Raw genomic sequence first — 24,160 nt, forward strand, 5'->3', positions numbered from 1 at the left:
ATCGTCGATTCGATTCGTGTGAGCCTTCTACCCAAACCGGGCACCAGGTAGCGACCGCGTTCTCACGGCCGGGGGAACAGTATCGACCGCGTACCGACCCGCGCAGACGCGTCGTACCCGGCAACTGTCCGGAATGCCGTTCGTTACTATGGCCGTGGTTCTCCGATTCTCGGAACGGTTCACCAGCATGTACGAAGGGCAAACAGTCGGTGTCGTGATTCCCGCGTACAACGAGGCGGGATTCGTCGGTGAGGTGATCGAGACGCTCCCGGCGATCGTCGACCGGGCCTACGTGGTCGACGACTGCTCGACCGACGACACCTGGTCGGAGATCGAGGCGGCAGCCACGCGCGTCACCGCCGCGACGGAGCTGTCCGGCACGGCCGAGTCGGCTGCTGCACCCGAGTCGGTCGGTGCGGCGGAACCAGCCGGCACAGCGGAATCGGTCGGCACAGCGGAATCGGCCGGAGCAGCGGGGATGGTCGAGACGGCTGCCGAGAGAGGGGTGAGTGGACAGGCGGCTGTCTCGACAGCCGAGACGGCGACGTTGCACCCCGACGGCGGCCTCGACGGGCCACCGATCGTGACGGTCCGCCACGAACGGAATCGTGGCGTCGGCGGGGCGATCAAGACTGGTTACCGGCTGGCCCGCGAGGACGAACTGGACGTGGTCGCCGTGATGAACGGCGACGGGCAGATGGACCCGACGCTTCTCGAACGAATCGTCGACCCCGTGGTCCAGGGCCACGCCGCGTACGCGAAGGGTAACCGACTCGACAACCCCGACGATCGGGCGGGGATGCCATCCTGGCGGCTGTTCGGTAACGGCGTCCTGACCTACCTCACGAAACTGGTCAGCGGCTACTGGGGGATGAGTGACCCGCAGAACGGGTACACCGCCATCTCCCGGGAGGCGCTCGACGCGATCGACGTCGATCGGCTCTACGAGGGGTACGGCTTCTGTAACGACGTCCTCGTCCACCTGAACGTCAACGGTTTTCGCGTCGAGGACGTCCCGATGCCGGCCCGCTACGGCGACGAGCAGAGCCACATCCGCTACTCGCGGTTCGTCCCGTCGCTATCGTGGCTTCTCCTCCGGCGCGGCCTCTGGCGCTACCGGATGCAGTACGCCGAGGCAGGACCGCGCCGGCCGTACGTCCTGTTGCTCGCCGGCGGACTCGGTGGCGCCGTCGGCCTGGCGACGCTCGGGCTCGCCGCGCTGACGGTCGGAATCGGCTCGGCCCAGGCGGCCCTGTCGATTCTCACCGCCCTGCTCGGCGGGCTTTTCGTCACCCTCGCAGTGACGCTCGATCGCCTGCACAGCCGGACGGTCGACACCGACCGGTACGAGCCGGTCGGAGGTGACTGACCATGGGCGAATCCGACGAGAGCGTGCCAGCAGACGACAGCGTACCAGCCAACGAGCGCGCACCAGCCGACGAGCGACCGCACGTGCTCACCGTCGTCGGCGCCCGGCCACAGTTCGTCAAAGCGGCCGCCGTCTCGCGGGCCCTCCAGGGCCGGATCGACGAGACGGTCGTCCACACCGGTCAGCACTACGACGCCGAACTCTCGGCCGTCTTCTTCGACGAACTCTCGCTCGACGAACCCGACTACCGCCTCGACGTCGGTTCCGACACGCACGCGGCCCAGACCGCCGCGGTGATGGTCGAGATCGAACGCCTCGTCGACGCCGAGGAGCCGGACGCCGTCCTCGTCTACGGCGACACCAACTCCACGCTCGCCGGCGCGCTCGCCGCGGCCAAGCGCGAGCCGACGCTGGTCCACGTCGAGGCCGGCCTCCGCTCCGGCGATCGATCGATGCCCGAAGAGATCAACCGGATCTCCACCGACCACTGTGCGGACGTCCACTACGCACCCAGCGACCACGCAGTCGCCACACTCGAACGCGAGGGGATCACCGACGGCGTGGTCGACGTCGGCGACGTGATGTACGACACCCTCCTCCAGGTCCGTGACCGCCTCACAGACGGCGACGTCGCCGACGCACTCGTCCCTGCCGGGGAGACGCCGAACGACGGCCACCCCGCCGATCAACTCACCCCCGGAGACGACGCGTTCGTCCTCGCGACCGTCCACCGCGCGGCCAACACCGACGATCCCGACCGACTGGAATCGATCGTCGAGGGACTGTCGGCGCTCGCGCGCCCTGTCGTCCTGCCCGCCCACCCGCGGACCGTCGATGCGCTGCGCCGCGAGGGACTCTGGGCGCGAGCGAGCGACGGAATCGACCTCGTCGAACCGGTCGGCTACCTCGACTTCCTGCGGCTGCTCGTCGCGGCCGACTGCGTCGCCACGGACTCCGGCGGCGTCCAGAAGGAGGCGTTCTACCTCGACACCCCATGCGTGACGTTGCGCGAGACGACCGAGTGGGTCGAGACCGTCGAGGCGGGCTGGAATCACCTGGTCGGGGCGGACGCCGACCGCATCGTCGAGGCGGTCGAGTCGGCCGAGCGACCGGCCACGAAACCCGACCGCTACGGGAGCGGAACCGCTGCTGCACGCATCGCCGCCGATCTGCAGCGGCGTCTCGATCCCACCACCTGACCGCGGACCTGCTGCCCCCGACCACGAGCCTGCCGCACCCGGCCGCGGACCCGCGCCCCCGACACGGACCTGTCACCCCCGACCGCGGGCCCGTCGCTCTCGGCCGCGGGCCCACCGCTCACCAACCGCCCGACCATCCACCATGCCAGACGAAGCCGCCACCACAGACGCGCTCCGGCGGATCGAACGTCCGACCGAGACGCACGACCGCGAGGCACCGAAACTCCCGCCGACGGCGTGCTGGGACGAGTCATCGCTGCCCGCGGACGCGTCGTTCGCCCTCTGTCTCACCCACGACGTCGACCGCCCGTACAAGGGCCTCCGTTCGCTGTTCTACGCTGTCCAGGAACGGCCCGGCTACCACCTAAAGACGGCCGTCGCCGACGACAATCCGTACTGGCAGTTCGACGAGATCCGCGACCTCGAGGCCGACCTGGGCGTTCGCTCCGCGTTCTACTTCCTGAACGAGCAGCACCTGCTGACCGAGCGCCCCGGCCGCGACTGGCTCTCGCCGACGAACTGGATCCAGCACCTCGGGCGCTACGACGTTCGCTCGCCCGAGATCAGCGAGGAGATCGGCGAACTGGCCGCCGGCGGCTGGGAGGTCGGCCTCCACGGCTCCTTCCACTCCGCCGAGGATCGGGAGCGGCTTCGCGAGGAAAAGAACGTTCTCGAGGACGTCCTGATCGAAGAACGCGACGCGAATCGAACGGAATTCGGAGAAGGGGCGCCGACCACCGTCACCGGCGGGCGCCAGCACTATCTCCGGTGTTCGATCCCGGAGACCTGGCGTCACCACCGCACAATCGGCCTCGAGTACGACGCCAGTCTCGGTTCCGGTACTCGCGTCGGATTCCACCACGGCTACCGACCCATTCGCCCCTTCGGCGACGACTTCCGCGTCTTTCCGCTGACGGCCATGGAGCAGGCGTTACCCGATCCCGGGGCAGATCCGGAGGCCGCCCGGCTGACCTGTGAGGAACTGCTGCTCGAAGCCGCGGCGAACGAGGCCGTGATGACCGTCCTTTGGCACCCGCGGTACTTCAGCGAGCGCGAGTTCCCCGGCTACCGGTGGCTGTACCGTTGGCTCGTCGAGCGTGCGCAGGAACTGGGCGCCTGGATCGGGACGCCGCGAGCGCTGCTCGAGGCGTTCGATGGGAAGGATGACGGTACCGACCGCCAGCCGATGACAGTTGCGGAGCGACGCGCCGACCCCGATCAGATCGGGTAGCGTCCGCCCCCGAATATCGTTGCCACCTCGTTGCCACCTCGTGACCGCCGCTTCGTTCGTCACCGTTCGTTCCGGGCCGCTCTCTCCCTCACTCGTTCTGCGGAAGCGGCTCCGCCGGCACCGGCTCGGGGGTCGGCTCCGGTGCGTCGACGCCGTCGAACGGAACGAGCGCGTCGACCGATTCGGGATCGCCACGCGCCCTCGCGACGTCGACGATGACCCGCGTGAGGTTACAGCGATCGGCGAGGAACGCGTCCCGACGGCGCCGCCACGTCTCGTCGGTCCCCTCGGCGGCCAGAAGCGCCGGTGCGCGTTCGAGGACCGCGTCGAACTCCGCCTCGTTGAAGATCAGCCCCTGACGCTCTAATTCCCGGAAGTTACCCATGTCGTCTTCGCCGACGAAGGAGTTCGACCGGATCGCGGGCGTGCCGAGCAGGGCGGCCTCGGTGACCATCGTCTGCGTGTCGGCGACGAGGAGGGCGGCCTCGTCCAGCGCGTCGTGCAATCGCGCCGGGTGGAGCGAGAACGGGCGGGCCGGAAGGTCCGTGAACGCCAGGTCGCCGCCCTCGTCCGAGACGAGGACGGTCGCGTACTCGGCGAGCGTCTCGATCAACTGACGGCGGCGATCCGGTGTGAATCCCCCTTTCCCGACGTCGTGATGGGACCCGAACGCGTTCAGCCGGACGATGACGTAGGGTTCGTCGCGATCGAGGTCGAGTCGGGTGCGGACGGGCGGTCCCGTTCCGGTCTGTGCTCGGTGGTCGGTCCACTCCTCGGGGTGCAAGTACGCACACTCCTTCAGCCCCGGGAAGACGTAGTGCTCGTCGCAGAGCTGGGTCTGGAACGTATCCGGCGTGAGGACAGTCCGGGCGAAGGGCGTCGAAATGGTGTGGTCCAACCCGGTCACCTCGGAGTCGATGAGCAAGACTACCGGCGTCCGCGTGAGTGCGCCGGTATGAGCCGCGTACCCGCCCATGCCGAAGATCAGGTCCGGATCGAATCGGCGAGCCGCCCGGAGGGCGCGTGCGTACTGGGCCGGCAGGTTGGCCAGTAAGGACCACTTCGACGTCTCGCAGGCGCCGTATACCTCGTGGGGAAGGTCGTACCACTCAACGAGGTCGACCGTACAGCCGTAGTCCCTGGCGAGAACGAGCACGTCGTGACCCCGGGCTTCGAGTTCCGACACGGCGTTTCGATAGCAGTGGACGTGCGCCGGCGTATTGGTGAATATGAGATACCGCATTCGATGAGAGAGATGGAACCGGATCGCTTTGTTACGGTTGACGTAGTTGGGGAGTGGTGAAACGTACCGTCAGACTACAGCTCCGACTGGGGACGTGGCGCAAAACAGGCCCAGCAAAACCCAGACCCGCGCAACACGACATATCCCAGACGCGGCATCAGGCGGTGATTTACGGGCGAACTGACAGCTACACACGGACACGCTCAGCGAGGTCTGGCGGTGTCACGACTTCGAGACGGCCCGCCGACTCAAGCTGATGAAGATGCTCGATTGTCTGCCGAAAATCAGCGCGTTGCTGCCCGGCGAGTTCGTGGTAGAGAAGCCCGACGTGACCGCCCCACCGAGCGGCGTTGTCGAGCAGGCCGATAGCCGTTTCGGCAGTGGGTTCTCCGACGCGGGTGCACAGTAACGGGTTCGCCGGCACACCGTTGATTCCCATTCCGGACCAGAACGCCAGCTCGTGATGCTCGCCGACGATTTCGAGCGTGTGTTCGTCCCACTGCCCGAACGGGTACGCGAAGTACCGGGCACCGTCCTCGAAGCCGTGGTCGACGAGCCACTCGCGGGCGCCGACAATCTCCGCCGTCTGTTCGTCGGCGCTCAGATCCTCCAGCCGCCGGTGGGCGTGCGTATGGTTGCCAATCGTCCAGCCGGTGTCGGCCAACTGCGAGCACTGATCGAGGGTGAGCCGATCATCACTGCCGATGGTTATGGGGTTGACGAACGACGTAGCTTCGTATCCGTACTGATCGAGAAGGGGAAAGGCCTCGGTGTAATCGGTCGCATACCCATCGTCGAACTGGATCATGACGGTGCCGGGGGAGGATCTCGGGGTGAAGAATAGCTCGCCGATACGCATCGTCCGGGATCGATCACCGACCCAGAGGGCGATGCGGAGTTCGGTGATAGTGGACAGGTCGACAGGGCCCGAAACCGACACGAGACCGAACGAATAGCGAACTGGTCCCCGGTTGCTCTTGATCCCGCGACGGAAATCGGCCCGATTACCGACGTCGTCAATCAGCTGGATCCGCGGGACTATCGAGTCCGCCGCCGAGAGGGTAAGTCCGGGAACGACGCTCGAACAGTCGAGCGGGTCAGACAGTGAGCGACCGATCAAGACGCGCTCGTCTGTGGGTCGGGCCGCGAGGCGAACGCCGCTCTCAGACTGCTCCAGTGTACCGGCCAGCACCGACCACGACGATAGGTCGTCGAAATCGTCGAACGGATCTCCGTGGACGAAGGGGTGATTCTCATCGACGGGCTCGGCGTCGGTCCACGCGTCGATGGCTGACGATTCCGTCGTCGTGTTTCGATTCTGGTCACCCGATCGATCCGCTTCGTCACGTTGGAGGCAACCGACCAGACCGACCGTCGCTACTGAGAGGAACACCCGGCGTCTCATGTACGGCAGTGAAACTATCACGCATCTATATTGGTAAGCAGCCGATTATGCGGTAGACAGGAACGCGCTACTGAGAGGCGAACGGGCGTCCGAACGAGGGGGCCAGTTATTGAGGGGCGGGAACGGAAGTAATCGCCCACGTGTGCGGACCTACGTCACCACAGCGGAAACCCGTTCAATATCGAGAAGACCAGTGACGGTCGCGAGGAACGCCCACACGGCGACTCCAACCGAGACGACGGCCGCGAGCGAGAGGATGCTTGTGACGTGTGGAGAGAGGGTCAGTACCAGACCGCCCATGACGAGCGCGATCGCCGTCGCGATGGCACCGACGTGGGCAAGTCGCGTCCATCGGACGGTAAGCTCATGGTGCATGATGTATACGTTGGCGAGCGAGTAGACGCCGAACGTGAGGACCGTCGCGAGCGCCGCACCGGTGACGCCCATCACCGGAATCAATACGACGTTCAGCCCGAAGTTCCCCGCGGACGTAACGCCCTTGACGATCGCGCGGTGTCTGGCCCGCCCGAGATAGTCGAGCGCCTGCGTAGTCACGCTGTTTATCGCTTTGAACAGGACGAAGAGGCTCAGTACCTGGAGTACTGGTACCGCCGGCTCGTAAGCGTCGCCGAAGACGAGCCGGATTCCCGGTTCGGCGACGACGATCACGCCGGCGACCGCCGGAACGTACAGGAGGAGCACGTACCGCATCGACGACTCGTACAGGCGCGACGCACGGTCGATCCCACCGGCAGCTTTCTCCTCGCCGTAGACGGGAGAGAGCGCGAAACCGACGGCACCCGCCGGCGCCTCTACGAACTCCGAAATTTGTTTACCGAGCGTGTAGAATCCAACGGCCGCCGGATTCAGGAAGAATCCGACGAGGATGATGTCGACTCGCCTGTCTATCACGTTCGCACTCCGTGACGCGGTCAGTGGGACGCTGTATTCGAGGATGCGACGCCGAAGTCCGTGCTCGGGTCGATCGGCCCGGTCGTACGAACGGTAGACGCGCGCGAACAGGATGAAGAGGCCGACCGCCGTCGCGAGTATTGATCCGAGGACGTACCCGGCCAGTGCGCCGAGAACGCCACCACCGAGGAAGACGAACGCGACGACGAGCACGAACCGGCCGACGTTGTCGACGATCGAGACGAGCGCGCTGTCCTCGAGCCGGTTGAATCCCTGGAACAGGGTCACGTGATAGACCTTGATCGACTGGAACGCGAGAAACGCCGCGCCGACGACGAGCGTATCGATCAGTGCCGGTTCGTCGAGGACTGCCGCGAGGCGCTGGCGACCGAGAAGGATGGCGATGCAGACGACCGCAATGAGGACCAGCCGGTATCGAAGCGACGACGCGACGATGTACGGGACTTGACCGTCGTCCGTCTCCTTGTACTCCGAAACATACCGCGCCGCTGCACGGGCGATCCCGAGATCAGCGAAAAGCTGGGCGACGCCGACGACCGAGAGCACGAGGAACAGGAGACCATACTCGTCGGGCCCGAGCAACGTCCCCGCGAGGAGGACCACCAAGAGTCCGTTCGTGAGGATATGGACGGCTCGCGAGTAGAATGACACTTTGACGCCCCGAAGGATGTCTGCAGAGAGCGCAGTCATTCGTATCGGGCCACGAGGAACTCAGCCGGCTGGGCCACGGGGCACCTCGGCGTCGACGGATCGAGCGTGCCCGGCCGCCGGCAGCTGTAATTGATACCACCGTCCGGTTCGTGGATCGGGATCCGAGTGAAGAGAGTGAGAGGGAGCAGCATTCGTCTCGTGATTGTTCGTTCAAGGGTAGTATTGTTAGGTAGCCAGTGACCCCTCCGACACGGGTGTCGCATCGACAGTATGTCAGAACCTACCCTCCATCGACTACGACCCGGGAAAAGTGCGACGCCAATCACCTCGGAAGTTGGGTTTTCTGTAGTTGAAACTCTTGTAATCACTAGTTCCTGAAAGTACAACCCTCACGGATACACCACCCAGATAGTACGGATCCGATAGCAATCACCGAATCCAGACCAACAGGGTCCCTAATATATCGTGAACGCCTGAAGGTGAAGCGATTAGATTGATCTGTTTTACTTGACTAACGAATGAGTGCAGACGATACGAACGCTGACGAATCAATCGAAACGAGTCGTCGACAGTACCTGTTCGGCGCCGGTGCGGCGCTCGGGGCTCTCGGGCTCCTCGGAACGGCCGGCCGATCGGCCGCCGCGGAGGACTACGAGACGATCACCGTGGGGGCGGGCGAGACGTTCACGAAGAACGTCGGGAGCGGTGAGATCTGGGAGAACAAACTGATCGATATCTCCGCGTCCGGAGCGACATACCAAATTCAGGCTGACGGGAGCGACTGGACGATTCGAAACATCGGCATCATCGGTCACTACGAGGGCGGGCACACCGAACCGTTCCGCGCTCGCGTCACAGATCCAAACGGCACAGGAATCATCGAGAACGTCTACGTTGCACCCACTGTCGGCGACGGCAACGCGACGGGGCTGTACGTTTACTGGAACCACGCGGGCCACATAGAGATCGAACGGTTCAACGTTCAGAACTGGACGGACAATGGCATCTACGCCTCTGGGCCAGGTAACTCCGGTTCACACTCGGTTCCCGGTGCGGGCGGTACCGTCACGATCAGAAACTCCTACTCGAAAAACAACGACACGTCGAACTTCCGGCTCGGCACGCACGGGTCGAAACTCGTCAATTGCTGTGCGGCCGGTGGATCCTCTCGCGGCCACTGGCAGTTCTACGAGTCGGCGGAGATCGTCGACTGTGATCTCGGCGGCCACACGTCTGACCTCGCGCTCGGCGACGCAGTCTGGGAGAAGTCGAACCACGCGTCGCTGACGATGTCGAACTCGCGGTGGGAGACAGCTCACGCCCACGGCGGGGCGAGTACCGCGAACATCGACGGAACTCCGCAAGGATCGCCGGTCGACCGCGTTCCAGACGGCTGCCCGACCAGCGCCGAAGAGGCAGCCAGCGGCTCGGGTTCCGTTCAGGAGCCAGCACCGAAGCCGCCAACGGATAAGAATCTCGTCGCATTCGTAACCAAGCCCGACGCCCGGTTCGCCGCCTACGAATTCCGCGCGAACGGAGCCGTCGAATTCACCGAGGCACCGTACGAGAGCCCGTCGGGAGGGCAGATCGAGGGTGGAACCTACAAAGCCGAGGACTTCGTCGAGCAGATCGACGGCGCCTGGCACGCCGGCGGAGTCACTGGTGGCGGTGCAGGCGACGCATTCCTGGTCGACGGCCCGGTCACCTCCGTCTCGGTCGACCAGCCCGATGCCATGTGGATCGAACTCGACGGCGAGCGGGTGAGCGCGGACGAACTCGTTGAACGGACGGGCGGCTCCGACGAGGACGGCACCGTTACCGACGAGTTCCGGACGCTCGAAATCGCCGGCCAGTGCGAGTACCGCGTCGAAGTCTCCGGCGAAATCCGGCCCGCCGAGGCCCATGCGAAGTGGCTTACCGAGGGCGAGGCCTATGGTGACGACTGGGCAGAATGGTGGCTCTCTGGTTCAGACAGCGCTCGCACCGTCTGGGAGTTCACCGGCGAGATCATGAGTTTGGAGATCGACGACCGCGACGGCGACACCGAACTTCGTACACTCGCCGTCGACGGCGAGGAACTGGACCACAGCGAGTACGTCGACATCGGCCCCCACCGTCTCGAGGTCGCTGGCCAGTACGAGTACCGCATCGAAGTATCCGGCGAGATCCGGCCCGCCGAGGCCCATGCGAAGTGGCTTACCGAGGGCGAGGCCTATGGTGACGACTGGGCCGAGTGGTGGCTCTCGGGCTCCGACGAAGCCCGTACCGTGTGGATATACACGGGCGAAATCACGAACCTCGACGTGACCGACTACGGCGGCGTCACGGATGTCCGGACGCTCACCGTCGACGGAAAATCGGTCGAACCCTCGCAATTATAGCGCCGGATCGGGTACGGCGTCGAGCGATTCGGTCGGTATCGTACTCGTTTAGCTCCGTTTACGTCGCGTCGACGTAGTATAGAGAGAATTCGTTGCTTGAGTGAACCCGATTCACGCCCGACAGTGCGGAGACCGACGCCAGTTGTGCGTCGGTGTATCGGAGTTCGCGGTACGTAGTCGTCTCGCGCTCGCGATCCATCTCCGTAACGACCAGGTATCGATCCGATTCGAACGTCGTCAATCCGTCGTCCAACTCGTCGCTGGTGACGCCATCGTACGAACTAGTTCGATCAAGCGGGGAGTAGTAAGCGTCGGCGTACCGGTTCGGACCGCTTCGAATGCCGACGAAGCCGAGATCATCGTCCGCCGCCTCGAACGCATCCGCGTGCTCGATCATCGACTGCTCGGTGACGTGCGGGGCGGGTTTGTATACGTACGGGGAGGCGAACACGCCGACCAGCGACGCGACAAGGAGTACCCCGATCGCGACCGCGGCGCCAGCCTGGGCTAGCTGTCGGGTCTGCGCTCGCGTGATCGATTCCATCCCGTATGCAAGCGCCACGGCGCCGGCGATGGTGAAAAACAGCATCATGAAGCCGAAGACGCGGAAGTACATCATCCCGGACGAACCGAAGAAGTACAGGAAGAAGAGGACGGTCAACCCGGTGAGACCGACAGCAAGGTACGCGACGACGGCACGCAACTGCTCACGCGTCCGACGGCCCGCGCCGAGGAACACGGCCAGAACGAGAAGGGCTGTCAGGAGCCCGAAGACGAGGTTCGGACCCAGGAGCTTGAGGACGACGATCGCGAGGCTTCCGCCCACGGCCGCGAGCGAGTCGGCCTGCGAGTCTACCGATGCCCCGGCGGTATCGTTGGCCCCGAGGAGAAACTCGACAGTGCTGACGAGATGGAACCTGATCACGCGCTGGATGAGTTCGTGGTTCGCACTCCAGACGAGGAAGACAACGACGAGCACGGCCGTCAGCCGATATATCGGCGCGTGTCGAGCGATCGAATCGAACCCGTGGGATCGACGAGCGACCACCTGAATCGCACAGATGCAGAGCAGCACTACCAGTAGATGCGCAGCGAGCTGGGGGTGATAGAGAACAATGGCGACGAGCAGTAATGTCGCGAGTAAGCCGTAACTGCGTCGGGAGAGGCCGTCCGATCCCTGCCTGACGTACGCGACGAGTACGAAGACGAACGCCGCGGAGAAGAGGATCGCCTGCGACATCGCGTGTGGGGTGATGAACGTGCTGAGCGACGTGATCGGTAACAGTAGGAACGCGGAGAACGCGCCGAAGACGGGGCTATATCGACTGTCGAACGTACGAGCCGCCGTCATCGCAATGAACCCAAAAAAGAGCCCACACAACACGACGATGATCAACATCATCGCGTGCGCGAGTTCGACGCCGAGCACGTTGCCAGTCACCGTCGTCACCGTGTGCAAGCCGGGGTACCGGAGATCGATCGGCTCGTACGCCCCGGAGGCTAGTCCGCGCGCCCAGCCCAGGTGGGTAAGTGCGTCACCGCCGGAGATGAACCAGTACCCGCGAAGGACGGGCATCCCGACGACGGCGAGCGCTGCACCGCCACCGAGACAGAGCGCTAATCTCCGAACCCACGTAGACGCCGTTCCCAGCGCGAGCGAGAGCGACAGGGCGAACACGATACCGAGCAGTCCCCAGATCGCGACTGGCGTCGCCGCGTAGATCGAGAGTTCGTAGCCGGTCGCCGGCGAGTCGTGTGCCAGTGCTACCGCACCAGCGAGGGCGAAAAAGCCGATCGCGAGGAGGCTTCGCTCTCCCGGCGTCGCCAGTTGCGAACGCTGCGTCTTCATTCTCTCGATTCGTCGACCGTCTCGGCCCTTGTAATGGAGCGTGTGGATGAACGTAGCTGGGAGCTACCTGTCTGTGAAAATTACGATAAAATATCAATAAATAAAATTTGGTCTGACGTACATAGCTCCCAATAGATCACGAAGCCTGAGATTGTTTAACCGAAATGGTCTACTCGTAGGCCGAAGACGGGCGGAAATCGAAAAATACGTATCATCCTCCAATTCTTTAGGCGTGCTTTGAGTGAGGGATTTCACCGAAGGGTGTGATAGGTATCCTGTAAAACAGAATCGAGAGAGATTCATGCAGCAACTTATATTCTGTCTGTTTGAACGTCAACCGCTATTGATAATCAGTTGCTCCTACCCGAAAGATGAGTGATCAGCATACGAAGTCACAGGAGAGCGAAAAAGAGCAGATCTCCAGGCGAAAATATCTGATGGGAACTGGTGCAGCCATCGGGTCAACAAGCTTTCTTGCGCTTGGAAGTCGCAGTGTCGTAGCCGCCGAGTACGATCTGATCGAGGTAAATAGCGGAGAAACGTTCGAGTACAGACTCGACAACGGAGAAACGTTTGAAAACGTCCTCTTCGACGTCTCTGCCACCGGTGCGTCGGTCGATCTTCGCGCAACCGGAAGCGACTGGACAATACGAAACGTCGGCATTAGGGGCGAAGATGGGACCGGAAATCAGGACGCAACTATAATCTGCGCAGTGGACGGCACCTCAACTGGGATCATCGAGAACGTGTACCTCGGTGATGGCGACGAAGGAAGGGCTCACACGGAGGGACGCTCTGCGATATTCGTAGTGCCGAGTCACAGCGGGACGCTTGAGTTGCGGAACGTCTACATCGAAGGACACACTGATAACGGCCTCTACGCCTCAGACCCCGGCCATACGGCCGTTCCGTCGAACGGAGGGGAAGTCCATGTCATCGATAGCTACTCCGGGAACAATACCGCCAGCAACATTCGGCTAGGGACGGACGGTTCGTACGCCGAGAATTGTTGCATCTGGGGCGGCCCTCACCGCGGGTTCTGGGGATATTTTGAACACACCGAAGTGCGCAACTGTCACGTCGGCGGAATGGACAACCCCGATCGGGCTATCGAGGTCGGAGAACCTGCCTACAGCAAGTCAGGGCAGGCGGTGGTGAAGGCGACGGAGTCGTCCTTCAGCGGTGCGAGGGTACGCGAGAGCACGAACGAGTTTATCGGCGACTCGAACGGGACTCCCGAACGATACGTTCCTGACGGGTGCCCGACGAGCGCCGAAGCGGCGGCGCGCGCGGACGGAACCGGCGATGACGAACCCAGCCTCCCCGACGGGTCTTCCCTGCTGGCGTTCGTCACCGAACCCGACGCGAGCCTGGCTGGCTACGAATTCTACGCTGACGGCCCCGTCGAGTTTACGGAAGCGCCCTACGACAGCCCGTCGGGCGACTCCATCGAGGGCGGGACCTTCGTGGCTGAAGACTTCATCGAGGAGGTGGACGGTGCCTGGCACGCCGGGGGCGTTACCGGCGGTGGTTTTGGCGACGCCTTCCTCGTCGACGGAGCGATCACCGACATACAAATAGACCAGCCGGACATGATGTGGGTAGAGCTAGACGGCCAAGCGCGGTCCCCCGAGGAGATCATCCGCGAGACCGGCGACGAAGACGACGATCCCAACCCGGTCGAAGGAAGTCACCAAGTTTCCATCGCAGAGGTGACTGAACCCCGCGGTGGTGAACGACTCGACGTAACGGTACGCATCGAAAATCCCGGGGACGAAACCGCCGAGGGCGACGTTAGTCTGCTTGTGGGGGAGGACTCACAAGAAGTCGGTGGTGACGTGGTGGCCGTTGAACCCGGCACCGCGAAGACACTCACACTAGGATACGAAACGTATCCGGTCAAACAGGACGTCGAGTTTCCCGTCCGCGTCGAATCGGCTGACGACGCTGATGAGCGAACGGTGGCCGTCGCTGCCGCCGGCGAGGAGCGTCTCGAACCCGCTATCGTCGACTCGAACGCTCCCGTCGATGCCGGCGCGGCGCTCGAGGTGGCCGTCCGAGCCGAAAACACGGGCACCGTCGAAACCACCGATACGGTTCGCTTACTCGTCGGAAGCGACGCACAGGAAGTCGATTCGGCGACGGTTACCGTCGCGCCCGACGACGCAGCGACGCTCACCCTCGGGTACGCCACGTACCCGGTCCGCCAGGACGTCGAGTTCCCCGTCAGCGTCGAGACGAGCGATGGCGCCGCTTCGATCGACGTGACGGTGTACGGACGCAACTGAGGCGGCGTCGCAAGTCGGGACTGACTTGTGGCTTCCCGTCCGAGCGGGAATGGTGGCTCAAGTGCGGCTACCAGGCACCGGGCGGATGCGGCGTATCGCGGTACTGGTGGTTGCTGAATTCGGACGCCGGCGGAAAGCAAATCATACCGGCCAAGAGAGTCGAGAAGTCGATCAGTAACTATACAGCGAACGCACATTCAGGCGGATGAATGTATTGGAGAACGCGGAATTTCATCGATTCTCCAGATTTCGTCATCGCGGTGTCGTTCGCCGCAGGTATCGCCGGATACGCCATTTCCTACGTCGTTTCGAACCCGGTCACGAGAGTGCTACCGCCCCTGATACTCCTCGGAACGGGACTTGGCTACGTCGTGCGCGGTGAGCGAATCGATCTCGTGGAATCGCTCTTCGATACGCGACTCGTGGCGACGGTGTACGGCATCGTGACTGCGGTTACACTTTACCTGTACGCAGCGAACCACTTCACCAGAACGTCGTCGATCTTCGTCCTCACAGTTTGTCTGTTTTTACTCTCGCTCATCCTGATATTCACGCGCCAGTCCTTCGAGTTCAGGTTTGCCGGAATCGTTCTAACCGGGCTGTTCCACCGGTGGATGGTCTATTACGCAAGTGCGGTTCAGATGGGGAACGACGGGCTCTTCCATAATCGCGCGGCCGAATCGATCGCCGCAAGCGGGTCGTTGGCACCGCTGGCGGCGGATAAGTACTGGTACGCCCCCGTGTACCACCTGCTGACGGCGAGCGGCGTGTCCGTCTTCGGCGTCTCCGGGAGGCACGCGGCGTTTTTGCTGATAACCGCCGCATCCACGTTTCTCGTCGTCGGCGCCGTCAGCCTCTTCCTCAAGCGGTGCTGGGACGAAACCATCGCGCTCGTCGGTGCGTGGTTACTCGTCGTCGCGGATCAGGTCGTCGTCAACGCGATTCACACCACGACGACCGCGCTCGGCGTCGTGTTCGTTGCATTGGTGCTACTGTACGCAGAGCGGTTTCTCGAAACTGGGCACCGATTGTACGCCGCCCTATTCGGCGTCTTTCTCGTCGCATTGACGTTCACCCATCAACTAAGCCTGTTCGTCGCGCTCGTTTGTATCGGCGGGTACCTCTGTGCGACCCTATTCTGGCTGGGTAACTGCGATCGACGAGTGGTGTCGATCCTCTCCGCTCTCGTCACCGCCTTCGTCTTCCAGACGACTATCACTGACTACAACGGCCCCCAAGGAGAGTCGGACAGTTTCCTGTCCGTGGTCGGGCAGGTCGTGGGCGAGAACATCGCGTCGATGATAACAGGCTCGGGCGGTCGCGCCGATTCGTATCTTCCGCCGGGGGATTACGTGGCGGTCGCGGGCGCCGATGCGATGTCACTATTTCAGGTCATCAGTGCCGGCGTCCTGTTCGCACTCGCGTTGATTGGCGCAATCAACTGGATGAACCGCGAAAACGTCCCGCCGACACGCATTTCACTCGGAGCGGGTGTCGGGGTCGCTCTTGCGAGTATGTTCATCTACGTGCTCCCGACGCTCGGAGTGAGTACGTTCCTTCCAAAGCGCTGGCTCGTATTCCTTTACATCTTCCTCGTGCTGCTGGCGGCACCAGGACTCGCAGCCATCTTCTCGGCGGTGCAATCGCGCACAGGGAGCATCTTTGCAATCATACTAGTCGTTGAGCTCGTCTGCGCGCCATACGCCATCGTGGCGCTCGGAAACGGGGTCGGCGCGATTGACGGCCCCGTGGTCGGCGACTCGCCGGCGTCCGACCGGCTTTCAACAACGCCAGAGGAGCGAGCGGCGTACGAGTTCGCGGAACGCACCACCGGAGACGAGGTAATCATCGTCTCTGACCACGTGGCTACTCAGCTCCTCTCTCGCCACTACGATCAGGACGCGGTAGTCTACCGAACGGACCACGACGGATCCGGTACCGTCTTCGCCGATGAACGGCTCATCTTGTATCGCGATTACGGCGAGACGCATCACGTTTCCTACCAGATCGAATACGAGAATTCCCGGTATCACGTATTCGGGCCACTACCCGAGTCCCGCGAGCGACGGGGAGTGGTCTATACGAACGGGAAGGACGAGTTCGTGTGGCGTAGTGGATCCTAATTGCAGTCGGAACGAAGGGAACCTTCGGACGGCGCAAATCTGACCGCGTGTAGACAGCCGACCGACAATCCGGACGATCCTTGCGAGTACGCCGCTGTCGGGTAGCCCGTTCGACCCTGCGATGGAGACGGTTCGAGGGCGCGTTGCACGACTCAGGAAACGGTGGGACGAACCTCTAGACCGACGAACGCTCGTCGGTACGCATCCGCTTCAGTCGGGGTGGCCGGAATGTCGTCTGCATCGGTTCTGAAAAGAAGATACACGATTTCGACCGACCCGTCTTCAGTTGACGGTTCGACGGTGTGGGCCGTGACATCCGTTTCGCCGTCCTGTAACCGGAAACTGAACCGATCGAGTTCGCTTCGTTCGGCGACATCCCCGCCGTCTAGGCGCTGTTCCTGGGCGATGACGGTATACTCCTGCGCGGCGCCTTCGTGGTTTTCGACGCCGACCGAGAGGGTGAGTTCTTCGCCCGACTCGATCTCCGTCGGGTACCCGCCGACCACGTATTCAGCTGTATCATTCTCGGCGAGAACGTACAGTTCGGTGTAGTCGCTCTGATGGGGCTCGACGCTCAGTGCGTAGAATCCACTCGCCGCTAACAGAAGCAACGAGGCGAAGAGGGCGACGCTCAACACGACGTCTACGCGGGAGTTCGTTCGAAACGCGCCTCGAATCGGAGCAACGAGCGAAGAATCAGATTCGTGGCGGTCCCCCACGTGAACCCGTTTGCGACGTCTCGCCGCGACGACCATGGCAACCCCTGAGACGATACCCAGGAGCGAAGCCACGGCAACGGGGCCGAATTCTAGCGGGGCCAGCACGACCAAGATGGCTACGATCGAAACGACGACCAAACTGAGTGAAACCGACAGGAGCCACCACTCAAGCCGGAAGATCCGGGTCATCAAGGGTGAAACGGTACGCTCCGACGAGGGTAGCAGAGCAGCGAGCACAGCGTACCCGGGGACGAAGAGCAGAAGCGGTATCGCGATGAGAACGGAGACCGGCGTGCCGGAACCTACCCCCGATACGATGACAACGACTGCAACAACTGTGAGTGCAGCTAGCAACTTCAGATCCGCGATCTGATCGCTCATACCTGCCCCTCCCTACTGACGCCGCTTCTTCCGGTCGAGCGTTCCCATCGGCGCACTCGACAGAGTTGTATCGGCCCGATCATGGGACACCACTACCCACACCAGGACCGTTGTTATGGAACGGATACTCTGAATGTCTCCGTGTCGTTAATGTCGAATAGCGTATCAACGGGCAGAGACTGCGGCTCACCGGTGGAACTGCGCTCCCACGCGGCCCCTGACGTTCTTCAGTTCGATACGGGCCGTCTCTATCGGGCCCGGGCACGTGTACAGCGGGCCCAGCTCATCGACGGTCGTCGCCGCGAATGCGGGATCGGTGAGTCGGTCGCAGGCCGTCGCCAGCATGTCCGTCGAGCACTCGAAGAGGCGCCGCTCGACCGCCTGCCAGGTCCCCAGGTCGTCGATGGAGACGGACTTCTCGACGACGATCTCGCCGCCGTCCAGCGTCGAGGTGAGCCGCTGGAGCGTGATCCCGGCGGTCCGCTCGCCATTCGCGAACTCCCAGACGCCGGGCGGGCGGCCGCGATACTCCCTGACGTCGCCATGGTGGTAACTCAGCACGCCGTGGGTCGGCGTCGTGAGGACGTCGCCCTGCAAGATGCCGAAGCCCCGCCGGAACAGTAGGTCAAGGTCCGCCGCCTCGATGCGGTCGATGGCCGCCCCGGGAAGTCGTTGGCCCAGTTCGTCGGCGGGTTCGGGCTGCACCTGAAGGGATTCGGCGTCGTTGAGCCAGTCGAGTTCGTCGAGCGGGACCGTCTCGAGGTGCGCGGGCGGGTTCACAACCTGGTGCAGGCCAAGCACCGGCGCCCACGCGCCCGTGTCGAGGGCCGAGGACGCGTACCGTCGGACCAGCCTGGTCGAATCGGGTTTCTCGTCCGCCGCCAGGATCACCTGTTCGACGCGCACGTTCGACCGGTCTATCGCCCGTTCGACGGCCTCTACCGCCCAGCGTCGCATCAACGGTCCATCGAGCAAAAGGCCGACAGAGAGTCCGTCCGTAGTCATCGGTGGTCACTCGATCACGATTCCCGGTTGCTCCGCCGGGTCGGCTTCGTTCAGAGTCGGCTGCCCACAGATCGCTGGGAGGTCACGCATCGGGCGAATCTCCACGTCACCTCGATCGCGTCGTTTCGCCAGGTAACCGAGAAAGTCGTCGATCTGGGGCCACTGCTGCTCGTTCGCGAGGTCGTAGAGATGACACCAGTAGTGGACGTCACCGCCCTGGACGGCCGCATCGACGCCACGGCGAAGGTTCCAGGCGTGCAACCGCTGGCGGAAGGTGTGGGGAATCGGCCGATAAACCGGATGAGGCGAGTACTGCCCGGTCTGGAGGTATGGCACGGCGAGCGTCGTGTACTCAGGGCTGTACGTTTCGATGATACCGTCCATTTCGCGGGGAGATACAGTCGGATGCCGCTCTAACAGGATCTCGTAGAGTTTTCGAACGTCCGACGACGGTCGGCGCTCCCCCGGCGCCCGGTAATGCGGTGATCGCTTGACGCGAATCCCGCCCTCTGCGAGTGTCTCTGACGGCGGGGTGCCATGACGCGGTGGGACGATCGACGTCGCAGCTGGTACCCCGTTTCGCTCGTGAACGCGTCGGGAACGATCCACCTCCCACTCGACGACAGTGGGATCCACCGCGTCACACTCGATGTGTGAGTACGTGTGCGTACAGATCTCGTGAGTCGTACGGCGAGAACGAATGTCCTCGACCAAGTCCGGCGCGTAAAACGCTGGATCCTCATCGACCGACGTCCCCGGATCGATGTCCCACCAGTCGTCCGGGTGCGGGCCACCGTGGTGCCCGGCACAATTTTCGTGAAACAGGTGGCCAACGACGTCGAAGGTGATTGGAACGTCGTGGTCGTCGCAGCGTTCAAGCAACCGAGAGAGGTATTGCGTCTCCGCCATCCGGCCGTCGCTCAGTTTGTCCAACTTTCCGTATTTTGCGACGCCCCACCCAAGTTCGAGTTCGATGCTGATTGTGACAGTCCCCGGCATGAATGTGACCCACATGAAAGGTGGTAAAGTCCTTTTGCGTGAGTGTCACGAACTGCAAGCGGTCGAGCGTTGCGATCAGGTGGACGATACCAACTCACTCCAGCCGGTCGCTCAGACCATAACTACGCCCCGAACCACAGCAGTCACTATCGGAGTGTAGTGGGTGAAAGAATCGAAGTGGTGCTATCGCCGGTCGCGATAGTTCTCGGGCGGCTTACAGCCGTTCGAGGTTCGTCGCACGCGGTCCCTTGGGGGATGATTCGATGTCGAACTCGACGTCCTGCCCCTCTTCGAGGTCTGGACCGCCGACGTCTTCCATGTGGAAGAAAACGTCCTCGTCATCGTCGACTGCGTCGTCGTCTGTCGAAATGAAGCCGTACCCGCCCGTGTCGTTGAAGAAGTCAACCGTACCGTTTGCCATTACACCCAGACAGAGCCCCCACACAGTGATAACACTTTCGAGGGTGCCAGTACCACGATTGGACGGTGTCAAAGGCGGGGAAATCCGGGCTATCGACGGCAGAGAAGCGTTGAAACCGACGAGAGCGCGTGACCCTGCACCGCAGTTGCCATCGAGCGATCGCAAAACGCGACGCGGCCCGGGGGTACTTATAGGACGGTCACATGGTAGCAACTTGCATCGTCATGAAATCGTGCCAACGCTGCCAGGCGGTCATCGACGAGTATACTTTGGACAAACAACTCGAACCCCTGCGCGACCTCACAGTCGACGACTTCAACGTCTGTGCGGACTGTGCGACCATCGTTCCCGATGCGTGCGTGGAGTGTGGCAGCGCGGTATACGTCCCCCGAAGCGAATCCAGCGTCCCCGACTACTGCCCGGCGTGTCGATCCGACGTGCTTGTCCGCACGGGGCAGGATCCAGGCTGGAATCAGGACTCGGTCTCCACCTGAACCGGCCCCGGCACTTCCGTTTTGGCGAACCAATCGGCGAGCGGTGCCACTGGGCGGAGCCCAGCGCCACCGAAGAGTGACTCAGTGCCACCGGACGGGTGTCCAGTGACGCGTGCAGCCGAACGGCAGTCCGCCTCGCGCACGGCGACAGGTGATCGGGCGCGTGCCGCGCAAGTCAACCCGCGAGATACCAGCCGAACAGTAGCGGCGACACGAGTAGCGTGAGCGGCACCAGGATCCAGACCTGGCCCGCCAGCACGTTGTACTGGCCCAGTGTCGTCGAGACCGGCGTGCCCTCGAGATAGCCCACGAGGAACTCGAACCCGGTCGTCAGGAGGACCCACACGACGCCGATCAGCACGAGCTCCGCCCGGGTGAACGAGATCGCAGAGCGAGAAAAGTAGAGGAAGGAGATGAGGGCGATCGCGACGACGAGCACGAGCGTACTCAGAACGTGGGCAGGGTACGAGCCGAGACGGGGAACGAGGACGATTTCCCGGAACCCGCCGTTCACGACCGCAGCGACGGCCATGAGAACCCATGGGACGAGCGAATATGGGAGGACGAATGGGCGAATCGACTGCGCCGTTGTGGTAGCCGCGAGAAGTCCCATCACGTTGTTCGATCTCACAACGGTGCCGGAGAAATAACTAGGGCAAGACGGCGACGTGATGACGGGTTCGAGGCAGTCGGCTGATTAGATGGATCGACTCAGACGGGGACGCTCGGCACCGTAGACGTGACCAGGACGAACAGGGCGATCGCGTACACGAGGTCGAGCCAGAGGGCCCGAAGCAGGTTCACGACGTGGATCAGGGCGATCACCGGGAGGCCGAGCAGGACCGTCGGCGAGGCGCGCCACTTCGACTTCGTCTGCCCCCACAGCGAGGAGGCGTCGCCGGCGCTCGGGAACGCGTGCATCCCGAAACTGAGCCCCAGCCAGAACAGGATGCCCCCGACGATACCCACGTCGGTGACAGCGCCGCCGGCCGGGGTCGACAGCACGGCACCGCTGAAGGCGACGAGTGCGAGGACGGTGTTCAGCAGGAACGGTGCGACCGTGATCATCGTCGCGTGGCGATACCGACGAGGTTCGGCGTGGCGAACGTAGCCGGCGGGATTGCCGAGCCGGAAGTAACACACCTCGAGGACGGGAATCCCGAACAGGTCGCAGACCCGCTTGTGTGCCAGTTCGTGAACGACCACGCCGGGAAACGTCACGAGCGTCAGTAGAAAGCCGAGCGACCCCATGCCCCCGAGTTCGACCGTTCCATCTTGAATGTTCGCGAGCGTGACTGGTGACCCGATGGTTACGATCGAGTCGGACGGCGGTTCGACTCGGCGTTCGCACAGGGGATGCTGTCCCGCCTACTCACAGCCGTGCGAGGGTACGGTCACGGCCGCTCATAGCCGGTCGAGAAACGTTCGAAGTTCGGCGGTCGCCGCGTCTGGTGCGTCGCGAAACACGTAGTGACCGGCGTCAGGAACGTGGACGAGTCGACCGTCAGCCAGGCGCTCCGCCGCGTTCAGATCCGTCACCCGGTCGTCGATGTCGGCGTCGTGGCGCAACACGAGCGTCGGACACTCGATGTCGTCGAACGCCCGCGCGACGGGTTCGTGATCCTGTGCGGTCTTCACGACGTGGGGACTACACTCGTCGGCCGCTGCCGCGAGGCGCCGGTGATGGTCGGCGTCGGCCTCGACGTCGTCGTAGTACTCGTCGATGCGTTCCTCGATGGACAGTTCCTTCGATTCGCGGAGTCGTTCGCGCCCCATCCGCCGTGCCTCTTCGACATCGATGTCCGGGTACCCGTGGAATCGCGACGGGTCCGCGAGAACTAGTCCGGCGGGCAGATCGGGGCGGGCTGCGGCCGCCCACGCAGCCGTCGCGCCACCCATCGAGTGGCCGACGAGAATCGGGTTTCGAAGCTCGAGCCCAGTCACGATCCCGACGAGATCCGCGACCCGGTCGTCGATCTCGTATCCCGTCTCCGGAGCCGACGACCGACCGTGGCCGCGAGCGTCGTACGCGATCACCCGATAGTCCGCGGCGAGGTCGGATCCCAGCGGCACCCAGCGTCGACCGTTGTCGAACAGTCCGTGGGCGAAGACGATCGGCGGCCCGCTCCCGGTTGCGTAGTACTGGAGTTCGATATCGTCGGTGGAGACCGAGCCAGTGTCCCATCCGGCCGGAAGTGTCATACCACCCGTTAGGTCCGGTCGGAGAAAAAGATCGGGACAACGACCTCACAACGGGTGCCGACCACAACCGGCCGATCAACGTGCGGAAAGAACGACGTCATCTCCCGACCGGGAACACCTATCGTCGGTGGACGGCGATCACTGCGACGCCGATCCCAGCGAGCACGAGTACCACGCCAAAACCGGGGAGGAACGAACCGAGGGCCCCGTCAGCGACGTCGATCGTTGCCTCGCTATCCCCCACCGAAACCGTCCGCGTCCCCGGTTCGTTGAGCGTCACCGACGTCGAGAGGGTCCGGGTCTCGCCGGCGGCGAGCGTCACGGTTCGCTCGTCGACGACGGCACCGTCGACGACGAACGGGACGGTCAATGTCTCCGGCCCCTCGCCGTCGTTCGTCACCGTCGCGCCAAGGTCGATCGGTTCCTCCGCGTCCGCCGTCTCGGCAACGTCGAGTCCGGTTACCCTCGAGCACGCGCCCGAGTGCACGGTGATCGGCTCCTCCATCGCGAGCGACGTCCGCGTGGCGGTCCCGTCGTTCGAAACGACCTGCCAGTCGGTGATTTGGCCGTCGTAGCCATCGTCGGTATAGCGGACGTCTGCCGCCTCGTTGAACGCCGGCGTCAGCGTTACAGCGAACGGCTCGTCGAGGCCGGTGAACGCCGCGCCGTCGGACCGGCCCTCGGTCCAGACCCACGAGATACGGCTCGACGTCTCGCGGTGCGTAAAGACGTCGTCTCGCCCCTCGTAGTCGTCGTCTTCGACAGTCCACTCGCCGCCGGCCGGCAGCCCGTCGAACTGCATCGTGGCGGATCCGCCGTCAGTGTCGCCATCCAGGCGATCGTGGAGCACGACGAGGGAGCGCCCGTCGGTGCCGTCGTAGAAGAAGAGGGTGCTCGTGTCGTCTGCCTGGAGGTGCGTCGTTCCGTACGAGCTGTACGTGTACGATGACGGCGTCGTGTTGGGCGTTCGGTAGTCGTAGTAGTCAGAGACGGACTCGGTCCCGTTGCCGAACGGAGCGACGGGGAGACAGCGGTCGCCCTGCTCGACGGTGACGCCCGCAGATTCGATCGAAGTCGGTCTTTCGCTGGCCAATTCCTGGTCGGTGACCTGACCAGCGACGATCGATCCGCCGGTCGCCAGCCCGACCGTTACGGCGACGAGTGCCAGCACCGTTAGCAACCGCAGCGCGTCGGCACCGAACCCGTCCGTTTTCCTGTCAGTCATGGAGGTTCGTACGTTGGGGACCCGAACCCCGCCAGTAGTTAT

The 24,160-nt window shown here is 63.4% G+C and carries 19 protein-coding genes; 7 read left to right on the forward strand and 12 right to left on the reverse strand.

Annotated features, from left to right (window positions below; genetic code table 11):
- Positions 1 to 187 precede the first annotated feature (187 nt).
- From HALRU_RS02970 to HALRU_RS02980, 3 genes are all read left to right on the forward strand, one after another.
- Positions 188 to 1,369 carry a glycosyltransferase family 2 protein gene (locus tag HALRU_RS02970; protein WP_245547779.1) on the forward strand — a complete coding sequence of 394 codons (1,182 nt, stop codon included), beginning with the start codon at positions 188 to 190 and terminating at the stop codon, positions 1,367 to 1,369.
- 2 nt (positions 1,370 to 1,371) lie between these two features.
- Positions 1,372 to 2,568 (forward strand): non-hydrolyzing UDP-N-acetylglucosamine 2-epimerase, encoded by a 1,197-nt coding sequence (gene wecB / locus HALRU_RS02975; protein WP_015299925.1) that lies wholly within the window; start codon positions 1,372 to 1,374, stop codon positions 2,566 to 2,568.
- 142 nt (positions 2,569 to 2,710) lie between these two features.
- Positions 2,711 to 3,799 carry a polysaccharide deacetylase family protein gene (locus HALRU_RS02980; protein WP_015299926.1) on the forward strand — a complete coding sequence of 363 codons (1,089 nt, stop codon included), beginning with the start codon at positions 2,711 to 2,713 and terminating at the stop codon, positions 3,797 to 3,799.
- An 88-nt stretch (positions 3,800 to 3,887) separates the two neighbouring features.
- Here the strand turns inward: HALRU_RS02980 and HALRU_RS02985 are convergent, their stop codons facing one another.
- The 3 genes from HALRU_RS02985 to HALRU_RS02995 form a co-directional block, all read right to left on the reverse strand.
- Complete coding sequence (locus HALRU_RS02985; RefSeq protein WP_015299927.1) at positions 3,888 to 5,042, reverse strand: hypothetical protein; 1,155 nt, start codon at positions 5,040 to 5,042, stop codon at positions 3,888 to 3,890.
- Positions 5,043 to 5,229: 187 nt separating this feature from the next.
- Positions 5,230 to 6,447: a polysaccharide deacetylase family protein gene (locus tag HALRU_RS02990; protein ID WP_015299928.1), complete on the reverse strand. Its 1,218-nt coding sequence runs from the start codon at positions 6,445 to 6,447 to the stop codon at positions 5,230 to 5,232.
- Between the two features lie 150 nt (positions 6,448 to 6,597).
- Positions 6,598 to 8,070 carry a flippase gene (locus tag HALRU_RS02995; RefSeq protein WP_015299929.1) on the reverse strand — a complete coding sequence of 491 codons (1,473 nt, stop codon included), beginning with the start codon at positions 8,068 to 8,070 and terminating at the stop codon, positions 6,598 to 6,600.
- A gap of 479 nt (positions 8,071 to 8,549) precedes the next feature.
- On the opposite strand from HALRU_RS02995, the gene HALRU_RS03000 reads away from it, so the two are divergent.
- Positions 8,550 to 10,412: a hypothetical protein gene (locus HALRU_RS03000; protein WP_015299930.1), complete on the forward strand. Its 1,863-nt coding sequence runs from the start codon at positions 8,550 to 8,552 to the stop codon at positions 10,410 to 10,412.
- A 58-nt stretch (positions 10,413 to 10,470) separates the two neighbouring features.
- On the opposite strand, the gene HALRU_RS03005 is transcribed toward HALRU_RS03000, so the two are convergent.
- Positions 10,471 to 12,261, reverse strand: a complete 1,791-nt coding sequence (locus HALRU_RS03005; RefSeq protein WP_015299931.1) for a hypothetical protein — start codon at positions 12,259 to 12,261, stop codon at positions 10,471 to 10,473.
- 371 nt (positions 12,262 to 12,632) lie between these two features.
- Between HALRU_RS03005 and HALRU_RS03010 the strand changes: the two genes are divergently transcribed.
- The gene (locus HALRU_RS03010) at positions 12,633 to 14,549 is read left to right on the forward strand and encodes a right-handed parallel beta-helix repeat-containing protein (RefSeq protein WP_015299932.1); all 1,917 of its coding nucleotides are present in this window, start codon (positions 12,633 to 12,635) and stop codon (positions 14,547 to 14,549) included.
- Between the two features lie 209 nt (positions 14,550 to 14,758).
- Positions 14,759 to 16,672, forward strand: coding sequence for a glycosyltransferase family 39 protein (locus HALRU_RS03015; RefSeq protein ID WP_015299933.1), 1,914 nt, complete (start codon positions 14,759 to 14,761; stop codon positions 16,670 to 16,672).
- 152 nt (positions 16,673 to 16,824) lie between these two features.
- Here HALRU_RS03015 and HALRU_RS03020 read toward each other — a convergent pair whose 3' ends face one another.
- The 4 genes from HALRU_RS03020 to HALRU_RS03035 form a co-directional block, all read right to left on the reverse strand.
- Positions 16,825 to 17,772, reverse strand: coding sequence for a DUF1616 domain-containing protein (locus tag HALRU_RS03020; RefSeq protein WP_015299934.1), 948 nt, complete (start codon positions 17,770 to 17,772; stop codon positions 16,825 to 16,827).
- A gap of 186 nt (positions 17,773 to 17,958) precedes the next feature.
- Positions 17,959 to 18,777 carry a formyltransferase family protein gene (locus tag HALRU_RS03025; protein WP_148680414.1) on the reverse strand — a complete coding sequence of 273 codons (819 nt, stop codon included), beginning with the start codon at positions 18,775 to 18,777 and terminating at the stop codon, positions 17,959 to 17,961.
- A 6-nt stretch (positions 18,778 to 18,783) separates the two neighbouring features.
- Positions 18,784 to 19,776, reverse strand: a complete 993-nt coding sequence (locus tag HALRU_RS03030) for a polysaccharide deacetylase family protein (protein ID WP_015299936.1) — start codon at positions 19,774 to 19,776, stop codon at positions 18,784 to 18,786.
- 214 nt (positions 19,777 to 19,990) lie between these two features.
- The gene (locus HALRU_RS03035) at positions 19,991 to 20,197 is read right to left on the reverse strand and encodes a cold-shock protein (RefSeq protein ID WP_007699538.1); all 207 of its coding nucleotides are present in this window, start codon (positions 20,195 to 20,197) and stop codon (positions 19,991 to 19,993) included.
- A gap of 224 nt (positions 20,198 to 20,421) precedes the next feature.
- On the opposite strand from HALRU_RS03035, the gene HALRU_RS03040 reads away from it, so the two are divergent.
- Positions 20,422 to 20,691: a DUF7571 family protein gene (locus tag HALRU_RS03040; protein ID WP_015299937.1), complete on the forward strand. Its 270-nt coding sequence runs from the start codon at positions 20,422 to 20,424 to the stop codon at positions 20,689 to 20,691.
- A gap of 175 nt (positions 20,692 to 20,866) precedes the next feature.
- Here HALRU_RS03040 and HALRU_RS03045 read toward each other — a convergent pair whose 3' ends face one another.
- From HALRU_RS03045 to HALRU_RS03060, 4 genes are all read right to left on the reverse strand, one after another.
- On the reverse strand, positions 20,867 to 21,223 hold the full coding sequence (locus HALRU_RS03045) for a hypothetical protein (protein WP_245547780.1): 357 nt from the start codon (positions 21,221 to 21,223) through the stop codon (positions 20,867 to 20,869).
- A 179-nt stretch (positions 21,224 to 21,402) separates the two neighbouring features.
- Positions 21,403 to 21,942, reverse strand: coding sequence for a metalloprotease family protein (locus tag HALRU_RS03050; RefSeq protein ID WP_015299939.1), 540 nt, complete (start codon positions 21,940 to 21,942; stop codon positions 21,403 to 21,405).
- Positions 21,943 to 22,095: 153 nt separating this feature from the next.
- Positions 22,096 to 22,893, reverse strand: coding sequence for an alpha/beta fold hydrolase (locus tag HALRU_RS03055; RefSeq protein ID WP_015299940.1), 798 nt, complete (start codon positions 22,891 to 22,893; stop codon positions 22,096 to 22,098).
- Between the two features lie 118 nt (positions 22,894 to 23,011).
- On the reverse strand, positions 23,012 to 24,118 hold the full coding sequence (locus tag HALRU_RS03060) for a CARDB domain-containing protein (RefSeq protein ID WP_015299941.1): 1,107 nt from the start codon (positions 24,116 to 24,118) through the stop codon (positions 23,012 to 23,014).
- Between the last annotated feature and the right edge of the window lie 42 nt (positions 24,119 to 24,160).

Source organism: Halovivax ruber XH-70 (genome assembly GCF_000328525.1).
GTDB classification, from domain to species: domain Archaea; phylum Halobacteriota; class Halobacteria; order Halobacteriales; family Natrialbaceae; genus Halovivax; species Halovivax ruber.

Bases quoted from the DNA above. Each gene is read 5' to 3' on its own strand.
- HALRU_RS02970 (WP_245547779.1), top strand. From the start codon at position 188: ATGTACGAAGGGCAAACAGTCGGTGTCGTGATTCCCGCGTACAACGAG.
- wecB (WP_015299925.1), top strand. From the start codon at position 1,372: ATGGGCGAATCCGACGAGAGCGTGCCAGCAGACGACAGCGTACCAGCC.
- HALRU_RS02980 (WP_015299926.1), top strand. From the start codon at position 2,711: ATGCCAGACGAAGCCGCCACCACAGACGCGCTCCGGCGGATCGAACGT.
- HALRU_RS02985 (WP_015299927.1), bottom strand. From the start codon at position 5,042: ATGCGGTATCTCATATTCACCAATACGCCGGCGCACGTCCACTGCTAT.
- HALRU_RS02990 (WP_015299928.1), bottom strand. From the start codon at position 6,447: ATGAGACGCCGGGTGTTCCTCTCAGTAGCGACGGTCGGTCTGGTCGGT.
- HALRU_RS02995 (WP_015299929.1), bottom strand. From the start codon at position 8,070: ATGACTGCGCTCTCTGCAGACATCCTTCGGGGCGTCAAAGTGTCATTC.
- HALRU_RS03000 (WP_015299930.1), top strand. From the start codon at position 8,550: ATGAGTGCAGACGATACGAACGCTGACGAATCAATCGAAACGAGTCGT.
- HALRU_RS03005 (WP_015299931.1), bottom strand. From the start codon at position 12,261: ATGAAGACGCAGCGTTCGCAACTGGCGACGCCGGGAGAGCGAAGCCTC.
- HALRU_RS03010 (WP_015299932.1), top strand. From the start codon at position 12,633: ATGAGTGATCAGCATACGAAGTCACAGGAGAGCGAAAAAGAGCAGATC.
- HALRU_RS03015 (WP_015299933.1), top strand. From the start codon at position 14,759: ATGTATTGGAGAACGCGGAATTTCATCGATTCTCCAGATTTCGTCATC.
- HALRU_RS03020 (WP_015299934.1), bottom strand. From the start codon at position 17,772: ATGAGCGATCAGATCGCGGATCTGAAGTTGCTAGCTGCACTCACAGTT.
- HALRU_RS03025 (WP_148680414.1), bottom strand. From the start codon at position 18,777: ATGACTACGGACGGACTCTCTGTCGGCCTTTTGCTCGATGGACCGTTG.
- HALRU_RS03030 (WP_015299936.1), bottom strand. From the start codon at position 19,776: ATGCCGGGGACTGTCACAATCAGCATCGAACTCGAACTTGGGTGGGGC.
- HALRU_RS03035 (WP_007699538.1), bottom strand. From the start codon at position 20,197: ATGGCAAACGGTACGGTTGACTTCTTCAACGACACGGGCGGGTACGGC.
- HALRU_RS03040 (WP_015299937.1), top strand. From the start codon at position 20,422: ATGAAATCGTGCCAACGCTGCCAGGCGGTCATCGACGAGTATACTTTG.
- HALRU_RS03045 (WP_245547780.1), bottom strand. From the start codon at position 21,223: ATGGCCGTCGCTGCGGTCGTGAACGGCGGGTTCCGGGAAATCGTCCTC.
- HALRU_RS03050 (WP_015299939.1), bottom strand. From the start codon at position 21,942: ATGGGGTCGCTCGGCTTTCTACTGACGCTCGTGACGTTTCCCGGCGTG.
- HALRU_RS03055 (WP_015299940.1), bottom strand. From the start codon at position 22,893: ATGACACTTCCGGCCGGATGGGACACTGGCTCGGTCTCCACCGACGAT.
- HALRU_RS03060 (WP_015299941.1), bottom strand. From the start codon at position 24,118: ATGACTGACAGGAAAACGGACGGGTTCGGTGCCGACGCGCTGCGGTTG.